Here is a 16378-nt window from a genome sequence, read left to right on the forward strand (position 1 = left end):
ATAATACAGCTCAGCTAAGGTAAGGCTAATACAGCTAAGGACTCCACTGAACCCCACCGATTAAATCGCACCTTCCCAGGATGACAGCAAGTGCGAAATGATTGTGGTGATTGAGAACTTTATGACATCTTCGGCGAAATACGCCGATATTCTGCTGCCTGACCTGATGACTGTCGAACAGGAAGACATTATTCCTAACGACTATGCGGGCAATATGGGCTACCTGATCTTTATTCAGCCCGCGACGACAGCAAAATTTGAGCGTAAGCCGATCTACTGGATGCTCAGTGAAGTGGCGCAGCGTCTGGGGCCGGATGTGTACCAGCGCTTCACCGAAGGACGCACGCAGGCGCAATGGCTGCACTATCTGTACAGCAAGATGCAGGCGAAAGATCCGCAGCTGCCGGATTACGAGGCGCTGAAAGCGATGGGGATTTATAAACGTAAAGATCCCAAAGGGCATTTTGTCGCCTATAAAGCTTTCCGTGACGACCCGGTCGCCAACCCGCTGAAAACGCCATCCGGCAAAATCGAAATCTATTCGGCATCACTGGCGAAGATTGCCAGCGAATGGCAACTTGCCGACGACGAAGTGATCAGCCCACTGCCGGTGTATGCCTCTACCTTTGAAGGCTGGGATGCGCCCACGCGCAGTGATTACCCCTTACAGCTGTTCGGCTTCCACTACAAAGCACGTACCCACTCGTCATACGGCAATATCGCAGTCTTGCAGGCGGCCTGTCGTCAGGAAGTGTGGATTAACCCGCTCGATGCGCAGACGCGTGGCATCAGTAATGGTGACAAAGTGCGGGTGTTTAACGGCCGGGGCGAAGTGCATATCGACGCGAAAGTGACACCGCGCATTATGCCTGGCGTGGTCGCCATGGGGCAGGGAGCCTGGCACCAGGCGGATATGCGCGGCGATCGGGTCGATCATGGCGCCTGTGTCAATACGCTCACCACCCATCGTCCTTCGCCACTCGCGAAAGGCAATCCGCAACATACCAATCTGGTCGATATCGCAAAGGTCTGAGGAGTGGCTGATGGCAACGCAATACGGTTTTTTTATTGATTCCAGCCGCTGTACCGGCTGTAAGACCTGCCAGCTGGCGTGCAAGGATTTCAAAGACCTGCCGCCAGAGGTGAATTTCCGTCGCGTATACGAATATGCGGGCGGCAACTGGCTGGAGAATGACGGCGTCTGGCACCAGGACGTGTTTTCTTACTATCTCTCGGTTTCCTGCAATCACTGCGCCGATCCGGCGTGTACCAAAGTGTGCCCCAGCGGGGCGATGCATAAACGTGAAGATGGCTTTGTGGTGGTGAATGAAGAGGTGTGCATTGGCTGTCGCTATTGTCAGATGGCCTGCCCGTATGGCGCACCACAGTACAACGCCAGCAAAGGCCATATGACCAAGTGCGATGGCTGTTTTACCCGCGTAGCAGAGGGCAAAAAACCGATCTGCGTCGAGTCCTGCCCGCTGCGTGCGCTGGACTTTGCGCCGATAGATACCCTGCGTGAACGCTACGGCCACGAGGCGCAGATTGCACCACTGCCTGCCGCGCACTTTACGCAGCCGAATATCGTGATTAAACCGAATGCCAATAGCCGCCCGGCGGGCGATAACAGCGGTTACCTGGCAAATCCGCTGGAGGTGCACAATGGGTAACGGATGGCATGAATGGCCGCTGATACTGTTTACCGTGCTGGGGCAGTGTGTGGTGGGGGGCGTGGGCGTTACCGGGCTGGCCTTTGTCGCCTCGATCCTGCATCTCGGATCACCGTTGCGCGCGTTTAACTCACTGAACCGGCTGGGGCACTCGGCGTTAAGTAATGAGATCGCCGCCGGTTCGCTGTTCTTTGCCCTCGGCGGTCTGTGGTGGCTGCTGAGCGTGCTGGGCAAAATGCCGCAACAGCTGGGTCGGGTGTGGATGATTATCACGCTGCTGGCGGGATTGCTGTTTGTCTTTGCCATGACGCGGGTGTATCAGATCGAGACTGTGCCGACCTGGCATAACAGCTACACCACCCTGAGTTTCTTCTTCACGGTACTGCTGGGCGGGCCACTGCTGGGGATTTTGCTGTTACAGCTGGCGCGTTATCCGCTGCAGAGCAACCGGCTGGCGCAGATCAGCGTCATGGCGTTGTTGTTAACGCTGGCGGTTATTCTGCTGCAGAGCAGTGAACTGGCGTCAATCCACAACTCAGAACAGCAGGCGACAGCGCTGATCCCGCACTATGCACTGTTGCAGATCTGCCGCGTGGCGCTGCTGGTTGCGGGACTGGGCTGCTGGCTGTGTCCGCTGTTGCGGCGACGTCCGCTGGCCATTCCGGCACTCACTGCGGGGTTTGTGCTGGTGGTGGCCGGGGAAGTGATTGGTCGCGCGCTGTTTTACGGTCTGCATATGACCGTGGGACTGGCGGCGGCTAGCTAATCAGGGAAGGGCAAGCGCATGTCTGTTGATCATCAGCCGCTCCTGTCTGCGGTCGCGTTAAGCGGCCGCGTGCTGGGCGCTCTGTTTTACTATCCGCCAGACAGCCCGCAGGCCTCACCGCTGCTGGCTGCACTGGCACAACCGGGCTGGCATGACAGCTGGCCCGCAGCGCAGGAAGCGCTGGCGAGGCTGGAGGAGGGGCTGGCGCAGGGACAGGATGCGCAGATGACCCGCGCCTGGCAGCGCCTGTTTATTGGCCCGGACAGCTTACCGTCACCGCCATGGGGCTCGGTATGGCTGGATAAAGAGAGCGTGCTGTTTGGCGATTCGCTGCTGGCGTTACGCCAGTGGCTGCAGCGCTATGGCATTCAGCCGCAGTTGCACCCTAATGAACCGGAAGACCATATTGGCGCATTGCTGCTGCTGGCGGGCTGGCTGGCGGAAAGCGGGCAACAGCAGCGACTGGAAGAGTTGCTGGCCTGGCATCTGCTGCCGTGGTCTGATGCCTTTCTGCAACGTCTTCAGCAGCACGCCGCACATCCATTCTGGCAGGCACTGGCACAACTGGCTCAGCTGACGCTGGCAGGCTGGCGCGCACAGATGCTGATCCCCGTCACACAAAAACCGCTGTATTTTCAGTAACTCACCGGGCGCGGTAATCCGTGCCCGGATAACCCTTCTGCGCGCAGGGATTTAAATGTAATAATAAAACTTGCATTTAGTTGCCGATTTCGTCAGCATTAAACTGTATCTTCAATTATTACTATTTCATCGCGACGGGAGAGAGAAGATGAGAAGTGACGCTTTCATTCAGGATCTGCGTGACTGGATTGACAATCATATTGAAGCACGTCTGGATCTCGATACCGTTTCCGAGCGCGCGGGCTACTCTAAATGGCACCTGCAACGTATGTTCAAAGAGCATACCGGTTTACCGCTGGGCGAATATATTCGTGCAGAAAAGCTGAAAAAATCGGCGGACCGGCTGACCAACAGTAACGAACCGATCCTTAACGTGGCGATTTCACTGGGCTTTGACTCACAGCAGTCATTTAACCGCAGCTTTAAACGTCAGTTTGGTCAGGCACCAGGTGCGTGGCGCAGAAGTACCAGTCCGGCTCAGCATGCAGAATATCATTAATTTTCTGCGGTATTAAGGCGCATTTCTTCTGCCCTTTTTTTGGTATCGGCGGATATTAAAAATGATAAATAGTGTCACGGTGCGTTTTCACCGCAGACGCCATTATCTGAATAATATCATTAACGATGAATACCGATTAAAGGATTGCCGACATGCGCATAAAAAAGCGAGTGGCAGTATTAGTTTTTTTGCCTGTCATACACAGGCACAGAATCACTCTCAGGTTAAGGAAGGTGCGATTTAATCATTCAAAGTTCTGTTCATGACTACAATGATTGCCGTTCATCTATCGTTTTCAGTGTTTTGGGCGGTTCTTTGTTCATTTACCATACGTTGACAGGACGAAAAAATGGTTCCCATCGAATTAATCGCACCTTCCCTAAATTATTTACCACATTAAGTTATAACCGTTATGCCGAAGCGAAAGCCAGCACGGAAATGATCGACCATGATAATGGCTCGGCTGAAAAATCACCGGGCGACAATGCAGGCATTGCCAATACTCATTACAGCGCCGCGATTGGCCTGCAATATGTATTTTAAGGTATAAAAAAGGGGCGACTATATCGCCCCTTTATTTATGCGGCTCTGATCAGCTGAATAATGTCCGCCAGTTGCTGACGTTGCGTCGGTTTCAGTTCACTGGCCGCTGAATAAGCGCTGTTCTGCACGATTAACGCATTCAGTCCCACCAGCCAGTCATAGATATAAAATGCCGTGGTATTGGCCGGCGCGGCGGAAAGACGTGTCAGGCGACGGCTGCTGCCGAAGTTCACCGCAGGCGCGGCTGGTTGGGCGAAAATCTTCTGTCCCCGATTAATACGACTCTCCGGGCGCTGCGCTTCGCTCTGCTGCAAAAAGCCCAGCCAGGAGACAAAATCACCCAGCACCGTCAGTGCGCGTGAGACCTGGCGATCCGCTTTACCATCGTGGCTGGCGCTGCTGGTTTCACTCTCTGTCAGCATTTTGCGCAGCGCATCGCCGATATTCAGGCGGAAACTGGCGACAATCAGCTCTTCAACCAGAATCTGCAGCGTGGCTTTGCTGATATCCAGCAGTTCCAGCAACGAACCGTTTTCCGGCAGATTGCGCAGGTGATTCACCCAGTGGCGCTGAACCTGCTGCGCAAACAGGGCATCTTCATCTTCCTGCGCGCTGCTGGTGTCATGACTAAGTGGCTCATCGGGTGCGTCACTGAACAGATCGATTTCAATGCCGATACCAAAATGACTCTGGCTGCCGCTGCTCAGCGTGCTTTCCTGCTCGTGTTGCGGCTGCTGCAGCCACAGGCGGCGCAGGGCTTCACGCTCTGGCTGCAGGCGTTCCAGCAGCTCGCCGTGCAGTCCGGTACGGGTCTGCAGGGCTTTTAACAGGGTTTCGGCGATTTGCTGTTTCTTCTGCGGCAGGGCGGTATCGCCATCCTGCTGATGCCAGCTGCCGAGCAGGTTATCGGCCACTTCGCGCTGCAGTTCCTGCAGTTGCTGGCCGATACGCGCAGTTTTGGCTTCACGGCGTACTTCGCTTTCCAGCCAGCTGGCCATGCGCTGAATGCCGCCGCGATCAAGCGCCAGCATGGAACCCCACATATCACCCGGGTTGCCAATACGGCGCTGTACCGCTTCATCGAAGTTCTGTTGCTGAAAGTGGCGCTGATCATACGGAGTGATGGCCCAGATCAGGCCCGGCTTACGGCCATGACGGATTTCGGCACTCTCGCCCTGACTCTTCTTCACCCAGTAATCCAGTGATTTACTGACGGCTTTCACTTCCTCACGGCTGCCCGCAGCGCTGCAAACCAGCAGCAGGTTAATCGCCTGACGGTCACTGTAGTAATCCAGCAGATAAGCGCGTTTCGCCTGCGCCAGACGTGCCGCCAGCGGGTTTTTCTGTTGCAGACGCTGGGCTTCAAAGCGCAGCGCTTCATCCAGTGGTGCGCCATTGCCGGGAATATCCAGCACATCAGCCTGTTCAAACAACGCCACGCGCGGCGTGGAACGCAGCGGGGCGAGCAGTTCCACCGTCAGCAGCGACAGCTCCGCCAGCGAAATATCAACCGCTTTACCGGCACGACCACCAATGCGCGGGCTGACCTGCACATAACGGTCATCGGCCATATTTAATGCCGCCAGCGCGGCCGGGTTCAGCAGGGCTTCTGCCGGTAGCAATGCCTCATCGACAAACAGGTTGAGCGGCGCCAGCACCCGGCTGGTGCCGGAGAGATTCTGCAGAGTATGCGCCAGCTGGCGCCACAGGTTGGTCAGGGCGTTATCGCCGTTCCACAGCAGCGCGAACAGACGCGCGCGATCGTCAATCGTCAGCCACGGTGCCAGTTCAACGGCGGCAGGCCAGAAATGGCTGGCGAGCAGCTTCTGACGTGCAGCGTCGTGGCGCTGCATAAAGTCCCAAATCACCACCATCTGATCGCTGGTGATGCCTGGCACCATTTCAGGCTGGCGGTGGCGTTGCAAATTAGCCAGCTGTTGCAGCAGTTGCTCTTCATCAGGCGCCGCCTGCGGTTGCTGCAACGAGGTTGCCAGCACCATGCAGGTGATATCGGCTTCATTAAACAGCGTCAGTTCGAACGGCCAGGTTTTGTTTTTCACTTCTGCCTGATGACTGAAACGCGTGACAATCCCGCAATCCTGATTGCCGGGATTGATATGGGTAAACCAGTCGAGCACTTTCTCCGCGGCGACCAGCTCCATACGTTCCTGGGCATCGGCGGCCAGCGAAGAGAGCAGCCAGGCTTTGCCCGTCTGCGACAAACCGTAAAAGGCGAGGGTGCTGCCGCTGGCGGCGCTGACATGCAGCTGACGGGCCTGGCTGCGGCAACGGCGCAGTTTGGTTTTGACATCGTCAGCTTCCATATCCAGCCGCAGCGCACTGTGGCGGCTGCTCTCCAGCCAGTTCAGCGCTTTATCGATACCGTCATTCAGCGCCAGTAACTGCTTATTCTGCTTGTCTGCTGTCTGCTTTGGCGTTACGGATCTCATTTCTTAAATACGCTCCCACTGTCGATCCAGTATTGTGCCGTGCTGTTACCACTGCTGGACAAGGTATTCAGGCTCAGGCGTAAATGGTGTGGCGGCACCCGACTGCCATCGCCCAGACGGGCATCCGCAATCTCGAAGCGCTCCGGACTGCGCGGATCTTCGCCCGGCGCCACCGCCAGTTTCACGCGTAACACACTGTCACCGGCAGTTTTACGCGCCAGCGCCTGGTCGGTAATCGTCAGGCTGTAAAGCGGCGAGGCTGGCCAGCGGTCATTGTCCAGCTGGCGGAAGCCGAGGCACAAGCCTCCGCGGATCTGGAAACTGGTTTTGCGGTCAAGGGCGAAATCGGGTTGATCGAGATCGATATCGCTGTAGTAAACGTTACTGCTGCTCAGCACGCTGTCGGCGTCCAGCATCCCCAGATAGCGAATGGTGGAGTACGGCTGGAAATCCCCGGCGCGGAAATAGAAGCTGGAGAGGCGCAGATCGAGCGCCAGCAGGCACAGCATGGCGCCGACGGCAGCGGTCGATTTCGGGTTGTCGATGCGTCCCAGTTTGTTAAACGGATACCAGTCGCTGGTGTGATAGCCTTCCAGCGACAGAATACGGCTGCCCGGCAGCGGCTGCAGATGGCGGAACAGCGCCTGCACGCCCGGGAAGCGCGAAGGACGTCCGGTCAGCAGCAGCACATCACAGGTATACAGCGACACCACTTCCGCCATCGAGCGCAACGTCTGCACAATGGTCATGCGGTTTGAGAGGAACTCGCCGTGCAGCTTGCTCAGCTTCAGTACCAGCGGCACCTGCAGAATATCGAAGGCGTTATCAGCGCTCAGCGCGCGCTGCAGCTCGCCGTTAATGTATTCCAGCACTTTCGCTGTCGGCACCTGCGCCAGCAGTTCGCCGAAGCTGGCGTCGATTTCGGCGCTGCTGTCGAGCGGGTCGAAGCGCTCATAATTTTCCAGAATCGCGCGCGCCACCGGCATAAAGATTTGCAGCGTGACCTGCTGACGCAGCGTGGACTGCGCATCAATGCGGCCATCGTGGCCGAACAGCTTCGCCATCAGCACTTCCGGGCTGAGCAGTCCGGCTTTTTTCAGCGCATCCTGCAGTGCCGGCAACACATACAGCTGAATCACGTCCAGCAGAATATCGTCACCGGCGACTTTAAAGCCTTCGCGGAACAGCAGGTAAGGGTTGATTTTCACGTTCTGGCCGACACCGTCATCCAGCGTGTACTGGGTAATGGCGAGGTCGGTGGTGCCACCGCCGATATCAATCGAGGCGATACGCAGGGTTTTCCCCGGCACTTCATCCGGGCCGCACGGGCGATCAGGTCGCGCCTGGCTGGCGAAGAACGCCCCGGCATGTCCGGCAAAGTTCACCTGGGTTTCATTAAACAGGTACACCATCTGGCCGCAGGTGGCTTCATCCCACTCCATCTGCACTTCCGGCACCGGCTTCAGGCTTTTCGCTTTATCACTGGCGCTGCTGAACGCGTCATCCGCCGGATGCCAGCCCATCGCTTTCCACACCAGGCCAATAGCTTCAATCATGCGGCGGCGGAAGATCTCGCGCTCCGGTTTCGGCATCGCCGATGGCAGGGTGAGGATAATATGGCGCAGCTGACGCGGCGCATTACTGTGCGGCATCTTCATGCGCTGCGCCGCGCTGTTAATCTGCATTAGCGCCTGCGCCAGCAATTCTGACAGCATAAAACTCATCAGCGAACTGCGGCTGTAATTCGCCGAGAACACCGGCAGACGCTCATCCAGCGCCTGGGCGTACAGCGGCTGGCCTTCATCATTCAGCAAGTTCATCAGTGGTGCGGCGATTGCAGGGGCTTCATCGGCGGCCAGCGCGGAGGTCTGGTTAAAACGCCAGCCTGGCAGCCAGCTCTCTTCATCCCACAGATAACGACGCGGGCTGGAGATCCCGGTAGCGCCTTCGGTGCCGAGACGCTGTAACGCCATGCGGCTGGCTTCGCGGCCAACACGCGTCATGGCTGGCCAGACAAACGCGTTTTCGCGGCCGCTTTCCATCGAGTAGTTGGCTTTGCCAAACTGCGCTTCGGCAAACTCCACGCGGCTTTCGAACATCTCGTTGTATACCTGATGCGGTTCGCTCAGATCGCGGATCTGCAGCTCATAGGTCTGCTTCAGGCCGTTGCTCTCATCAGGATGGTCTTCCACCAGAATACCGCAGGTGTGGGAGTTACCGACATCAAGAATCAGGTCAACGTTTACCACCGGTTCCTGCAGGGTGGCGGTGTGGATTTTAATGTCGTTCAGCTGCAGCTGGCTGCCAAGCAGGTCGAGCAGATTGAGATAGTGCGCCTGATATTCGAACTCTTTCAGCGCAATCTTCAGGTTACCTTCATGGCGATCTTCCTCGATCACCGCCTGCTGCAGAAACACTTCACGCAGCCAGCCGTCAACCCAGGTGAGGTCGAGAAATTCGCTCAGTTCATGATTGCGCCAGGCGAGGGCGAAGCTGACGCCATTCTGTGCGTCACTGGCAGTCAGCGCCAGGTGTTCCATCTCGTCGCTGTCTGCCCAGCACTGGGTATCAAACGCCAGCACCACACGGTGGGTATGGCCTTCCTGATCCGGCGTGGCCAGTTTACGGACCTGCATGCGCGCCCAGTTTTCCGGGCCGCCAATAAAGTGACGCGGTGGCGTGCAACGCAGCACCGGCAGCGGCAGCCAGAGATTTTCCAGCAGCAGCAGTGACTGCTCCAGCGCAAAGCTGAATTCCGGTTTGACCACTTCCGGCGCGGCCTGGTTTGGCGTCTGCAGCAGATATTTGCCGCTGCTGGCGTCGTGTTCCAGCAGCAGCAGGGGGCCATTGGCGGTCTGTCGGACAAATTTCCCCGGCATTTCCGGGTCTGGCTGCGCTTTGATGGCGAAATCAAGAAACTGGATGCCGCTGTCCTGAATCAGAGTGACTTTTTGATTAACGTCGTTGAGGGTCGCCAGCATAATTACTTGTTCTCGCGTTTCATGGTCATCGGATAGACAGTCTCGCCAAAGCGTGCTTCACAGGACGCCGCGCCGCTGGTGGCTTTACAGGCAATTTCCGGCATTTTGTAACGACTGCCATCGCTGCAGCGGGCAGTGTAACGGCTGTTGATGATCAGCGTGCCGGAGCTGTGCAGACCTGCCGCGATATCGGCGCGGCAGCTGTTGCCATCACCCTGCACAATACGTGCTGTGCCTTTGCCGTCTTTCAGCTGATAGCGCATCGCCGGTAACATGTTGCTCGGCAGGTTTTTCATGTCCAGCGTCACGCGCCAGTTACCGTTAAGGAATTTAGTGGTGCCAATTTTCACTGCGTCGGCTGGCATCACCATCTCGTTTTTACCCGCAGGGGCAGCGACAGGCACGGATTCAGCTTCAGCCACCGGCTCGGCATGTTTCTCACTGCTGGCGGTGACTTCTGGCTCAGCATGGGTAGCGGGTTGTAACGGCAGTGAAGCAACCGGGGCCGGTGCTGGCGTTGGCACCACAGCCGGTGGCGTCACGACGGTTGCCACGGGCGCTGGTGCACTGTTTTCACTGGCAACGGGGACTGGCTCCGCGGGAGCCTGGTAGAACTGTACGGCTGCGAAAGCACCCGCAACGGCCACTGGCGGCAGCAGCCACCAGAAATGCAGCCAGCGAGGTTTGCTTTTGCTGACCGGTGCAGCCGCAGGTGCTGGCGTTTCCACCACTGCCACGACGGGTTCGGCAACCGACTCAGGTTCAGGTGCAGGGACTGGCGTGGGGGTTGCCACCACCACGGGTTCATACACCGGTGCAACCAGCGGTTCTGGCTGAGGTTCGGGTTCCGGCAGAATCGGCGGCAGACTGATTTGCAGACTGGCACGCAGGCAGTCGAGAGCATCCGCGCGCGACTTTTTATCGAGATCGACAAATCCCCAGAAGGTGATCACTGGCTTGCCATCGACCAGATACACATAGTTCTGGTCGGGGAACTGAAAGGCTTTACTCAGTAACACGCCGAACAGGCGCATTGCCGGTTTCTCCGCACTTTGCGCCCGCTGGCTGATTTCACTGACGCTTTGCTGATAGCTTTCCAGCAGATTAATCGCGGAGGCGCGTTCGCTGTCACTGGCGGCAATCCACGATTTTACCCGGCCACTGACCGGCGCATACCAGTCGATGCGGTCACCGCGCTCATTGGGTTGGGGGATCGCCAGACAGTCGGCGATTTTTTGCTGTTTGCGCAGGCGCAACGTCTCGCGTAACTGCAGGGCGGAGGCATAAACCGGCTGGCCGTTTTCTCCCAGTGCCAGCACTGCATCCAGATTTCCGCTGCGTAAAAATGATTTTGCCACGTATCAGGGCCCTTTTGTGACGATGTCTGAGGCAGAAAATAATGTGCTATCCGAGATTATGTTTACTTTAGTTCTGTCAATTGCAAATCAATCGCTGGAATAAGCGTAAAAACGGGTAACTATCTGTCGCATCAAGAGTATAGCGGATAAATTTTGCGCAGAAGAGGTCACGCGCCATCCTTTTTTCGCCTGTAACACCGGGTATGTGCTGGTACGGTTGTCACTGTGACAGCTGTAACATCGGTGTTACACCGCCGTCAGCCGGAAACAACCGTCATCCCGTTAAGCGGATGATTGTTAAGCTTTTGTTTCTGATGTGAGTCACAGGTAAAAACTGGCACGGTTCTGGCAATACGCTGCGGGCACGACATATCACTAATAAGGAGAATAAAATGCAAGCAGCTCGCTGGCATCGCGCACGCGATATCAAAGTTGAGGACATCGAAGAGCCTCAGGTTTCTGCCGGGACCGTGAAGATTAAAGTGGCCTGGACGGGCATCTGTGGCAGTGATTTGCATGAGTATCTTGCCGGACCGATTTTTGTTCCCGTCGATAAACCGCATCCGGTCAGCGGCGATATTGCGCCGATTGTGATGGGCCATGAGTTTTCTGGTGAAGTTGTCGAAGTGGGCGCAGGCGTCAGCAAAGTGAAGCCGGGCGACCGGGTGGTGGTGGAGCCGATTCTCTCCTGCGGCGAATGTGAAGCCTGTCGTGAACAAAAATATAACCTGTGTGACGGCCTTGGTTTTCACGGCCTGTCCGGCGGCGGTGGCGGTTTCTCCAGCTATACCGTGGTGAAAGAGCATATGGTTCACCGTATGCCGGAAGGGCTGTCCTACGAACAGGGCGCGCTGGTGGAACCGGCCGCGGTCGCGCTGCATGCGGTGCGCATGAGCAGCCTGAAAGTGGGCGGCAAAGCGGCGGTGTTTGGTGCGGGACCGATTGGTCTGCTGCTGATTGAAGCATTACGTGCCGCGGGTGCGTCTGAAATCTATGTTGTTGAGCTGTCGCCACAACGTTCAGAGAAAGCCCTTGAACTGGGCGCGCGTCGGGTGATCGATCCGACCAAAGAAGATGCCGTTGAAGTGATTCGCCAGCTGACCGCAGGCGGGGTTGATGTGGCCTTTGAAGTGACTGGTGTGCCGGCTGTGCTGAAGCAGTGCATCAACAGTACCAGCTACGAAGGTGAAACCATTGTCGTCTCTATCTGGGAAGGCGAAGCGGCGTTTAACCCGAACACCATCGTACTGAAAGAGCGTTCCGTCAAAGGGATTATCGCCTATCGCCATATCTTCCCGGCGGTGATGGAACTGATGACGCAGGGTTATTTCCCGGCCGATAAACTGGTGACCAAAAAAATCGAACTGGCAGATATTGTCAGCGAAGGTTTTGAAGCGCTGGTGCGTGAAAAACAGCAGGTTAAAATCCTGGTGCGTCCACCGCAATAAGCGGTATGCCGGGCGGTGTCGCCCGGCATTCTGTCATTCGCTGTCGCCGCTTAACGGTGAACGAATGCCCAGGCGGCGCATATGCCGCCATAATGTCATCCGGCTGATACCCAGCTGACGCGCAACCCGCGCACGGTTCCACTGCGCAGCAGCCAGCTGGCTGAGCAACTGCGCGGCTTCATCCTCCGCCTGCGTATGGCTGTGCGATGTAGCTGTAACTGCAGGTTGTGGCTGCTGGAAGGCATCCGGCAGATCCTGCAACTGAATATCAAACTGTTCTGCCATTTGCCGCGCATAGTCGAGCACATTACGCAGCTCGCGCAGGTTGCCAGGCCATGAGTGCTGCAGCAGACGCTGACGGGCGGCAGACGATAAGCCCGCGTTATCCGCCAGCAGCCTTGCGATCATTTGCGTCAGATCGCTGCGTTCGCGCAGCGGCGGCAGGGTGATTTGTGCGCCATTAAGGCGATACCACAGGTCGGCGCGGAAATCACTCGCGGCCACGCGCTGTTCCAGCTGGTGGTGCGATGCGCAAATCACGCGGATATCCACCGCCACCGGACGCGACGCGCCAACCGGCAGCACTTCATGTTCCGCCAGCACCCGCAGCAGGCGCGACTGCATCTCCAGCGGCATATCGCCGATCTCATCAAGAAACAGAGTGCCACCGTGCGCTTCCTGAATCAGGCCACGCTTCGGCTTACTGCTGGCGCCGGAATAACTGCCGGGCAGCGCGCCAAACAGTTCGCTTTCGATCAGCGTTGCGGGGATCGCGGCGCAGTTGACGGCGATAAACGGTGCGTTACATCGCTCACTGGCGCGATGAAACGCACGGGCAAAATACTCTTTGCCGCTGCCGGTTTCGCCCTGAATCACCAGGTTAATCGGGCTGTTCAGCAGGCGGTTGGCGCGCATCAGCTGACGCTGCAACCCGGCATCGCCTGCGTTGAGCGCCGCCAGTTCTGCGGGCAACTCATTGCGTGCCGCGGTAAGCGGTGCCGGGCGACGCGGCTGTGGCGCATTGACACGGACAAATAACGTATTGCTGCTGTGGCGCAGATCGAGCCGGGATGCTGCTGGTAACTGATCAAAACGCTTATGGAAAAAGTGCTCAAACGGCTGGCCGATCAGGCTGCTGATGGTATGCAGACTAACGGGGCGATCGGCGCTGTCTGCCGTCAGCAGGCGCCGGGCACGATCGGTATGGCCCGCCAGCAGGCCGCTGTGATCGAAAGCCAGCAGCAAATCGGGGCTGGTGCTGGTAAAGGCGGAGGCAAAACTCAGCTTCAGCAGCCAGTGGTGACGATGATGATGGCTGAACCATGCCTGTTCAATCTGCTGCGCCGCCATACGGGTAATCTGCAACGCCAGGTGCTGGCTCTCTTTTGCCAGCGGTGAGCGCAGCGCCGAGATATCCAGCACCGCTTTCAGCACGCCTGTCGATTCAAACAGCGGCACGGCGCTGCAGGTCAGCGGAATATGGGTGGCATCGAAGTGGTCCTGCTGATGGACCGTCAGCGGCAGGCCTGTGGCTAAGGCGGTGCCGACTGCACAGGTGCCGGCACTGGCTTCCGTCCACTGCGCGCCTGCCCACAATCCGGCGTGGCGCAGACGGCTGGCAGCATGTTCACCACCGCTGTGATCAATGGTGACGCCCTGCGCATCGGTCAGCAGCACCACATAACCGGCAGGGGCAACCTGCTGGTACAGCTGGTTCATCCCCTGACGGGCAATGGTGATAAATTCATCCAGTGGCGCACGGTGGTCGTGCAGTTCATGCGCGGAAAGAATCTGCGCCTGCTGCATACGGAAGGGATCGAGACCATAAGCATCAACACAACGCCGCCATGAATCGCTAATCAGCGGATCAATATAGCTTTGCGGCAGCGTGGTGGGCGGATGATTTAAGGTTGCCACCACTTTTGCCATATGTTCACGTTGTGTCTGATTCACCGTGCTGTCTCTCCTGTGACCTTAACTCTGCGGCGGCAGATAAGCTGACTCTTGACGGATGTTCATCTTAGCGCCGCGCACAGGCAAAATCGAGACGAGAGTCACGCCTTCGTGCGACGTTGCGGCAGCGATAAAATCAGATGCGCCAGCACGCCACCGATCAGCCCCCAGAATGCGGCACCCACGCCCAGCAATGTGACGCCGGAAGCGGTAATCAGGAAAGTGATGATCGCGGCATCACGCTGTTTGCTGTCGCCCAGCGCCTGTTGCAGGCTGCCGGAAAGGGTGCCCAGCAGGGCCAGTCCGGCAATAGTATGGATCAGCGCCACTGGCAGCGCGCTGAACAGCATGCCAATCGCGCCGCCAAACAGCCCGGCCAGCAGATAAAAGCCACCTGCCGAGGCGGATGCCAGCCAGCGACGTTGCGGATTGGGATGCACATCGGGTCCCATACAAATCGCCGCGGTAATCGCGGCAATACACACCGAAAAGCCGCCAAACGGCGCTAACAGCAGTGACGTCAGCGATGTCCAGCTGATCAGCGGTGAAACCGGCGTCGGGTAACCTGCGGCTTTTAAGGTGGCGATCCCCGGCGCATTTTGCGATGCCATGGTGACCATAAAATAGGGAATGCCAATGCCGAGCAGTGTGGAGAGGGTAAACTGCGGCGCAATAAATTCCGGCCAGGCGAAATGCAGCGGTTGCTGCGAAAAGTGAATATTGCCCTGCAGCAGCGCCACCGCCAGACCGGCGAGTAACGTCAGCATAATCGCATAGCGTGCGGCAAAGCGGCGTGCCAGCAGCCAGACCAGGCACATCGCGCCGCTGAGCATAAAGTTAACCTGTAACGCAGCAAAAGCATCAAGGCCGAAGCGCAGCAAAATCCCGGCCAGCATCGCGGCGGAGATGGCCAGCGGGATGTAGCTCATCAGCCGGGCAAACAACCCGGTGACGCCGCACAGCAGAATCAGCACAGAGGCGAAAATAAAAATACCCACCGCTTCGTTTATCGAAACGCCAGGCAGGCTGGTGACCAGCAGTGCCGCACCGGGTGTTGACCAGGCAGTGAGGATCGGCAGGCGATACCACAATGATAATCCCAGCGAGGTGATGCCCATCGCCAGGCCGAGCATGGTCAGCCAGCCGCCAATCTGTGCCAGTGTTGCACCTGCTGCAGCCGCAGCCTGAAAGATAATAGCGGCGGAGCTGGTATAGCCGACCAGTACGGCGACGAAACCGGCGATAATTGCCGGGGTAACATGTGACGGTGATTCAGCGTGCTCAGCGCGCATGGTGATATCCTGATTGTGCGTTATAACGCACATAGTAGTCTCGTGCGCTATAACGCACAAGTCGCTATACTGCGCAGAGAGGAAAAAGAGGAACCGTGATGGAACAACTGAATCAGCAACTGGCGCTGACGCTCAGACAACTGCGTGCGGCGCGGCAGTGGAGTCTGACACAGGCGGCGCAACAGACTGGCGTCAGTAAAGCGATGCTGGGGCAAATCGAGCGCGGCGAATCGAGTCCGACAGTGGCGACGTTGTGGAAGATCGCCACCGGGTTTAATGTGCCGTTTTCCGCCTTTCTCGACAGCGCGACGGAGACGCCTGCCGTAACACTGCAGCGTTCCGGCGAGCGGGTGGGGCTGCGCCAGGCCAATGCCGCGATGCATATTGTGCCGTTGTTTCCTTTTGACGCGCAGCTGGGTTTCGACATGTTTGTCATCGACCTTGCGCCGGGGGCAGTGAGTGAGTCAGCGCCTCATGAAAATGGCGTGATTGAGCATGTGATTGTGCTGGCCGGGCAGCTGGAGTTGATGGTGAATGATACCTGGCATCAGCTGGCAGCCGGCGATGCACTGCGTTTTCGTGCCGACTGCGCCCATACCTATCGCAACAGCAGCAGCGATAATGTGCGCTGGCATGATTTGATTCATTATCCGCGGCAGAGCCGTCCGGTATGACCTTATCGATGAATTGATCATTTCATAGGGAAGGTGCGATTTAATCATTCAAAGTTCTGTTCATGACTACAATGATTGCCGTTCATCTATCGTTTTCAGTGT

12 protein-coding genes and 1 pseudogene are annotated in these 16378 nt (G+C 57.4%); 8 read left to right on the forward strand and 5 right to left on the reverse strand.

Annotated elements, in window-relative coordinates; genetic code table 11:
* Positions 1–76: 76 nt before the first annotated feature.
* From ACSZO1_RS16835 to ACSZO1_RS16860, 6 genes and pseudogenes are all read left to right on the forward strand, one after another.
* Positions 77–1033, forward strand: a pseudogene (locus ACSZO1_RS16835) (molybdopterin dinucleotide binding domain-containing protein); the annotation flags it as partial.
* Positions 1034–1043: 10 nt separating this feature from the next.
* Positions 1044–1670, forward strand: coding sequence for a DMSO/selenate family reductase complex B subunit (locus ACSZO1_RS16840; protein ID WP_437614619.1), 627 nt, complete (start codon positions 1044–1046; stop codon positions 1668–1670).
* Entirely contained in the window at positions 1663–2436 is a 774-nt protein-coding gene (locus tag ACSZO1_RS16845; protein WP_437614621.1) for a DmsC/YnfH family molybdoenzyme membrane anchor subunit, read from the forward strand. The genes ACSZO1_RS16840 and ACSZO1_RS16845 overlap by 8 nt, the downstream gene beginning before the upstream one ends.
* 18 nt (positions 2437–2454) lie before the next feature.
* The gene (gene dmsD / locus ACSZO1_RS16850) at positions 2455–3078 is read left to right on the forward strand and encodes a Tat proofreading chaperone DmsD (protein WP_437614623.1); all 624 of its coding nucleotides are present in this window, start codon (positions 2455–2457) and stop codon (positions 3076–3078) included.
* A 148-nt stretch (positions 3079–3226) separates the two neighbouring features.
* Positions 3227–3577, forward strand: coding sequence for a helix-turn-helix domain-containing protein (locus ACSZO1_RS16855; protein ID WP_437614625.1), 351 nt, complete (start codon positions 3227–3229; stop codon positions 3575–3577).
* A gap of 315 nt (positions 3578–3892) precedes the next feature.
* Complete coding sequence (locus ACSZO1_RS16860; RefSeq protein ID WP_437614627.1) at positions 3893–4120, forward strand: omptin family outer membrane protease; 228 nt, start codon at positions 3893–3895, stop codon at positions 4118–4120.
* A 35-nt stretch (positions 4121–4155) separates the two neighbouring features.
* On the opposite strand, the gene ACSZO1_RS16865 is transcribed toward ACSZO1_RS16860, so the two are convergent.
* From ACSZO1_RS16865 to ACSZO1_RS16875, 3 genes are read right to left on the reverse strand one after another with little or no spacing between them, the layout of a single operon-like run.
* On the reverse strand, positions 4156–6570 hold the full coding sequence (locus tag ACSZO1_RS16865) for a virulence factor SrfC family protein (protein ID WP_437614629.1): 2415 nt from the start codon (positions 6568–6570) through the stop codon (positions 4156–4158).
* Entirely contained in the window at positions 6567–9551 is a 2985-nt protein-coding gene (locus ACSZO1_RS16870; RefSeq protein ID WP_437614631.1) for a virulence factor SrfB, read from the reverse strand. The genes ACSZO1_RS16865 and ACSZO1_RS16870 overlap by 4 nt, the downstream gene beginning before the upstream one ends.
* A 2-nt stretch (positions 9552–9553) precedes the next feature.
* Positions 9554–10909 carry an SrfA family protein gene (locus ACSZO1_RS16875; RefSeq protein WP_437614633.1) on the reverse strand — a complete coding sequence of 452 codons (1356 nt, stop codon included), beginning with the start codon at positions 10907–10909 and terminating at the stop codon, positions 9554–9556.
* A 392-nt stretch (positions 10910–11301) separates the two neighbouring features.
* Here ACSZO1_RS16875 and ACSZO1_RS16880 point away from each other — a divergent pair, with 392 nt between their 5' ends.
* A complete protein-coding gene (locus tag ACSZO1_RS16880) occupies positions 11302–12357 on the forward strand; it encodes a 2,3-butanediol dehydrogenase (protein WP_437614635.1) in 1056 nt (351 codons plus the stop codon).
* Between the two features lie 33 nt (positions 12358–12390).
* On the opposite strand, the gene ACSZO1_RS16885 is transcribed toward ACSZO1_RS16880, so the two are convergent.
* Both ACSZO1_RS16885 and ACSZO1_RS16890 read right to left on the reverse strand, forming a co-directional pair.
* Positions 12391–14310, reverse strand: a complete 1920-nt coding sequence (locus ACSZO1_RS16885) for a sigma-54-dependent Fis family transcriptional regulator (protein WP_437614637.1) — start codon at positions 14308–14310, stop codon at positions 12391–12393.
* 101 nt (positions 14311–14411) lie between these two features.
* Positions 14412–15602, reverse strand: coding sequence for a benzoate/H(+) symporter BenE family transporter (locus ACSZO1_RS16890; RefSeq protein ID WP_437614639.1), 1191 nt, complete (start codon positions 15600–15602; stop codon positions 14412–14414).
* A gap of 98 nt (positions 15603–15700) precedes the next feature.
* On the opposite strand from ACSZO1_RS16890, the gene ACSZO1_RS16895 reads away from it, so the two are divergent.
* On the forward strand, positions 15701–16276 hold the full coding sequence (locus ACSZO1_RS16895) for a helix-turn-helix domain-containing protein (RefSeq protein ID WP_437614641.1): 576 nt from the start codon (positions 15701–15703) through the stop codon (positions 16274–16276).
* Positions 16277–16378: the final 102 nt, after the last annotated feature.

The organism is Erwinia sp. V71 (genome assembly GCF_965644245.1).
GTDB lineage: Bacteria > Pseudomonadota > Gammaproteobacteria > Enterobacterales > Enterobacteriaceae > Erwinia.

Bases quoted from the DNA above. Each gene is read 5' to 3' on its own strand.
- ACSZO1_RS16845 (WP_437614621.1), top strand. From the start codon at position 1,663: ATGGGTAACGGATGGCATGAATGGCCGCTGATACTGTTTACCGTGCTG.
- ACSZO1_RS16880 (WP_437614635.1), top strand. From the start codon at position 11,302: ATGCAAGCAGCTCGCTGGCATCGCGCACGCGATATCAAAGTTGAGGAC.
- ACSZO1_RS16865 (WP_437614629.1), bottom strand. From the start codon at position 6,570: ATGAGATCCGTAACGCCAAAGCAGACAGCAGACAAGCAGAATAAGCAG.
- ACSZO1_RS16840 (WP_437614619.1), top strand. From the start codon at position 1,044: ATGGCAACGCAATACGGTTTTTTTATTGATTCCAGCCGCTGTACCGGC.
- dmsD (WP_437614623.1), top strand. From the start codon at position 2,455: ATGTCTGTTGATCATCAGCCGCTCCTGTCTGCGGTCGCGTTAAGCGGC.
- ACSZO1_RS16895 (WP_437614641.1), top strand. From the start codon at position 15,701: ATGGAACAACTGAATCAGCAACTGGCGCTGACGCTCAGACAACTGCGT.
- ACSZO1_RS16855 (WP_437614625.1), top strand. From the start codon at position 3,227: ATGAGAAGTGACGCTTTCATTCAGGATCTGCGTGACTGGATTGACAAT.
- ACSZO1_RS16890 (WP_437614639.1), bottom strand. From the start codon at position 15,602: ATGCGCGCTGAGCACGCTGAATCACCGTCACATGTTACCCCGGCAATT.
- ACSZO1_RS16870 (WP_437614631.1), bottom strand. From the start codon at position 9,551: ATGCTGGCGACCCTCAACGACGTTAATCAAAAAGTCACTCTGATTCAG.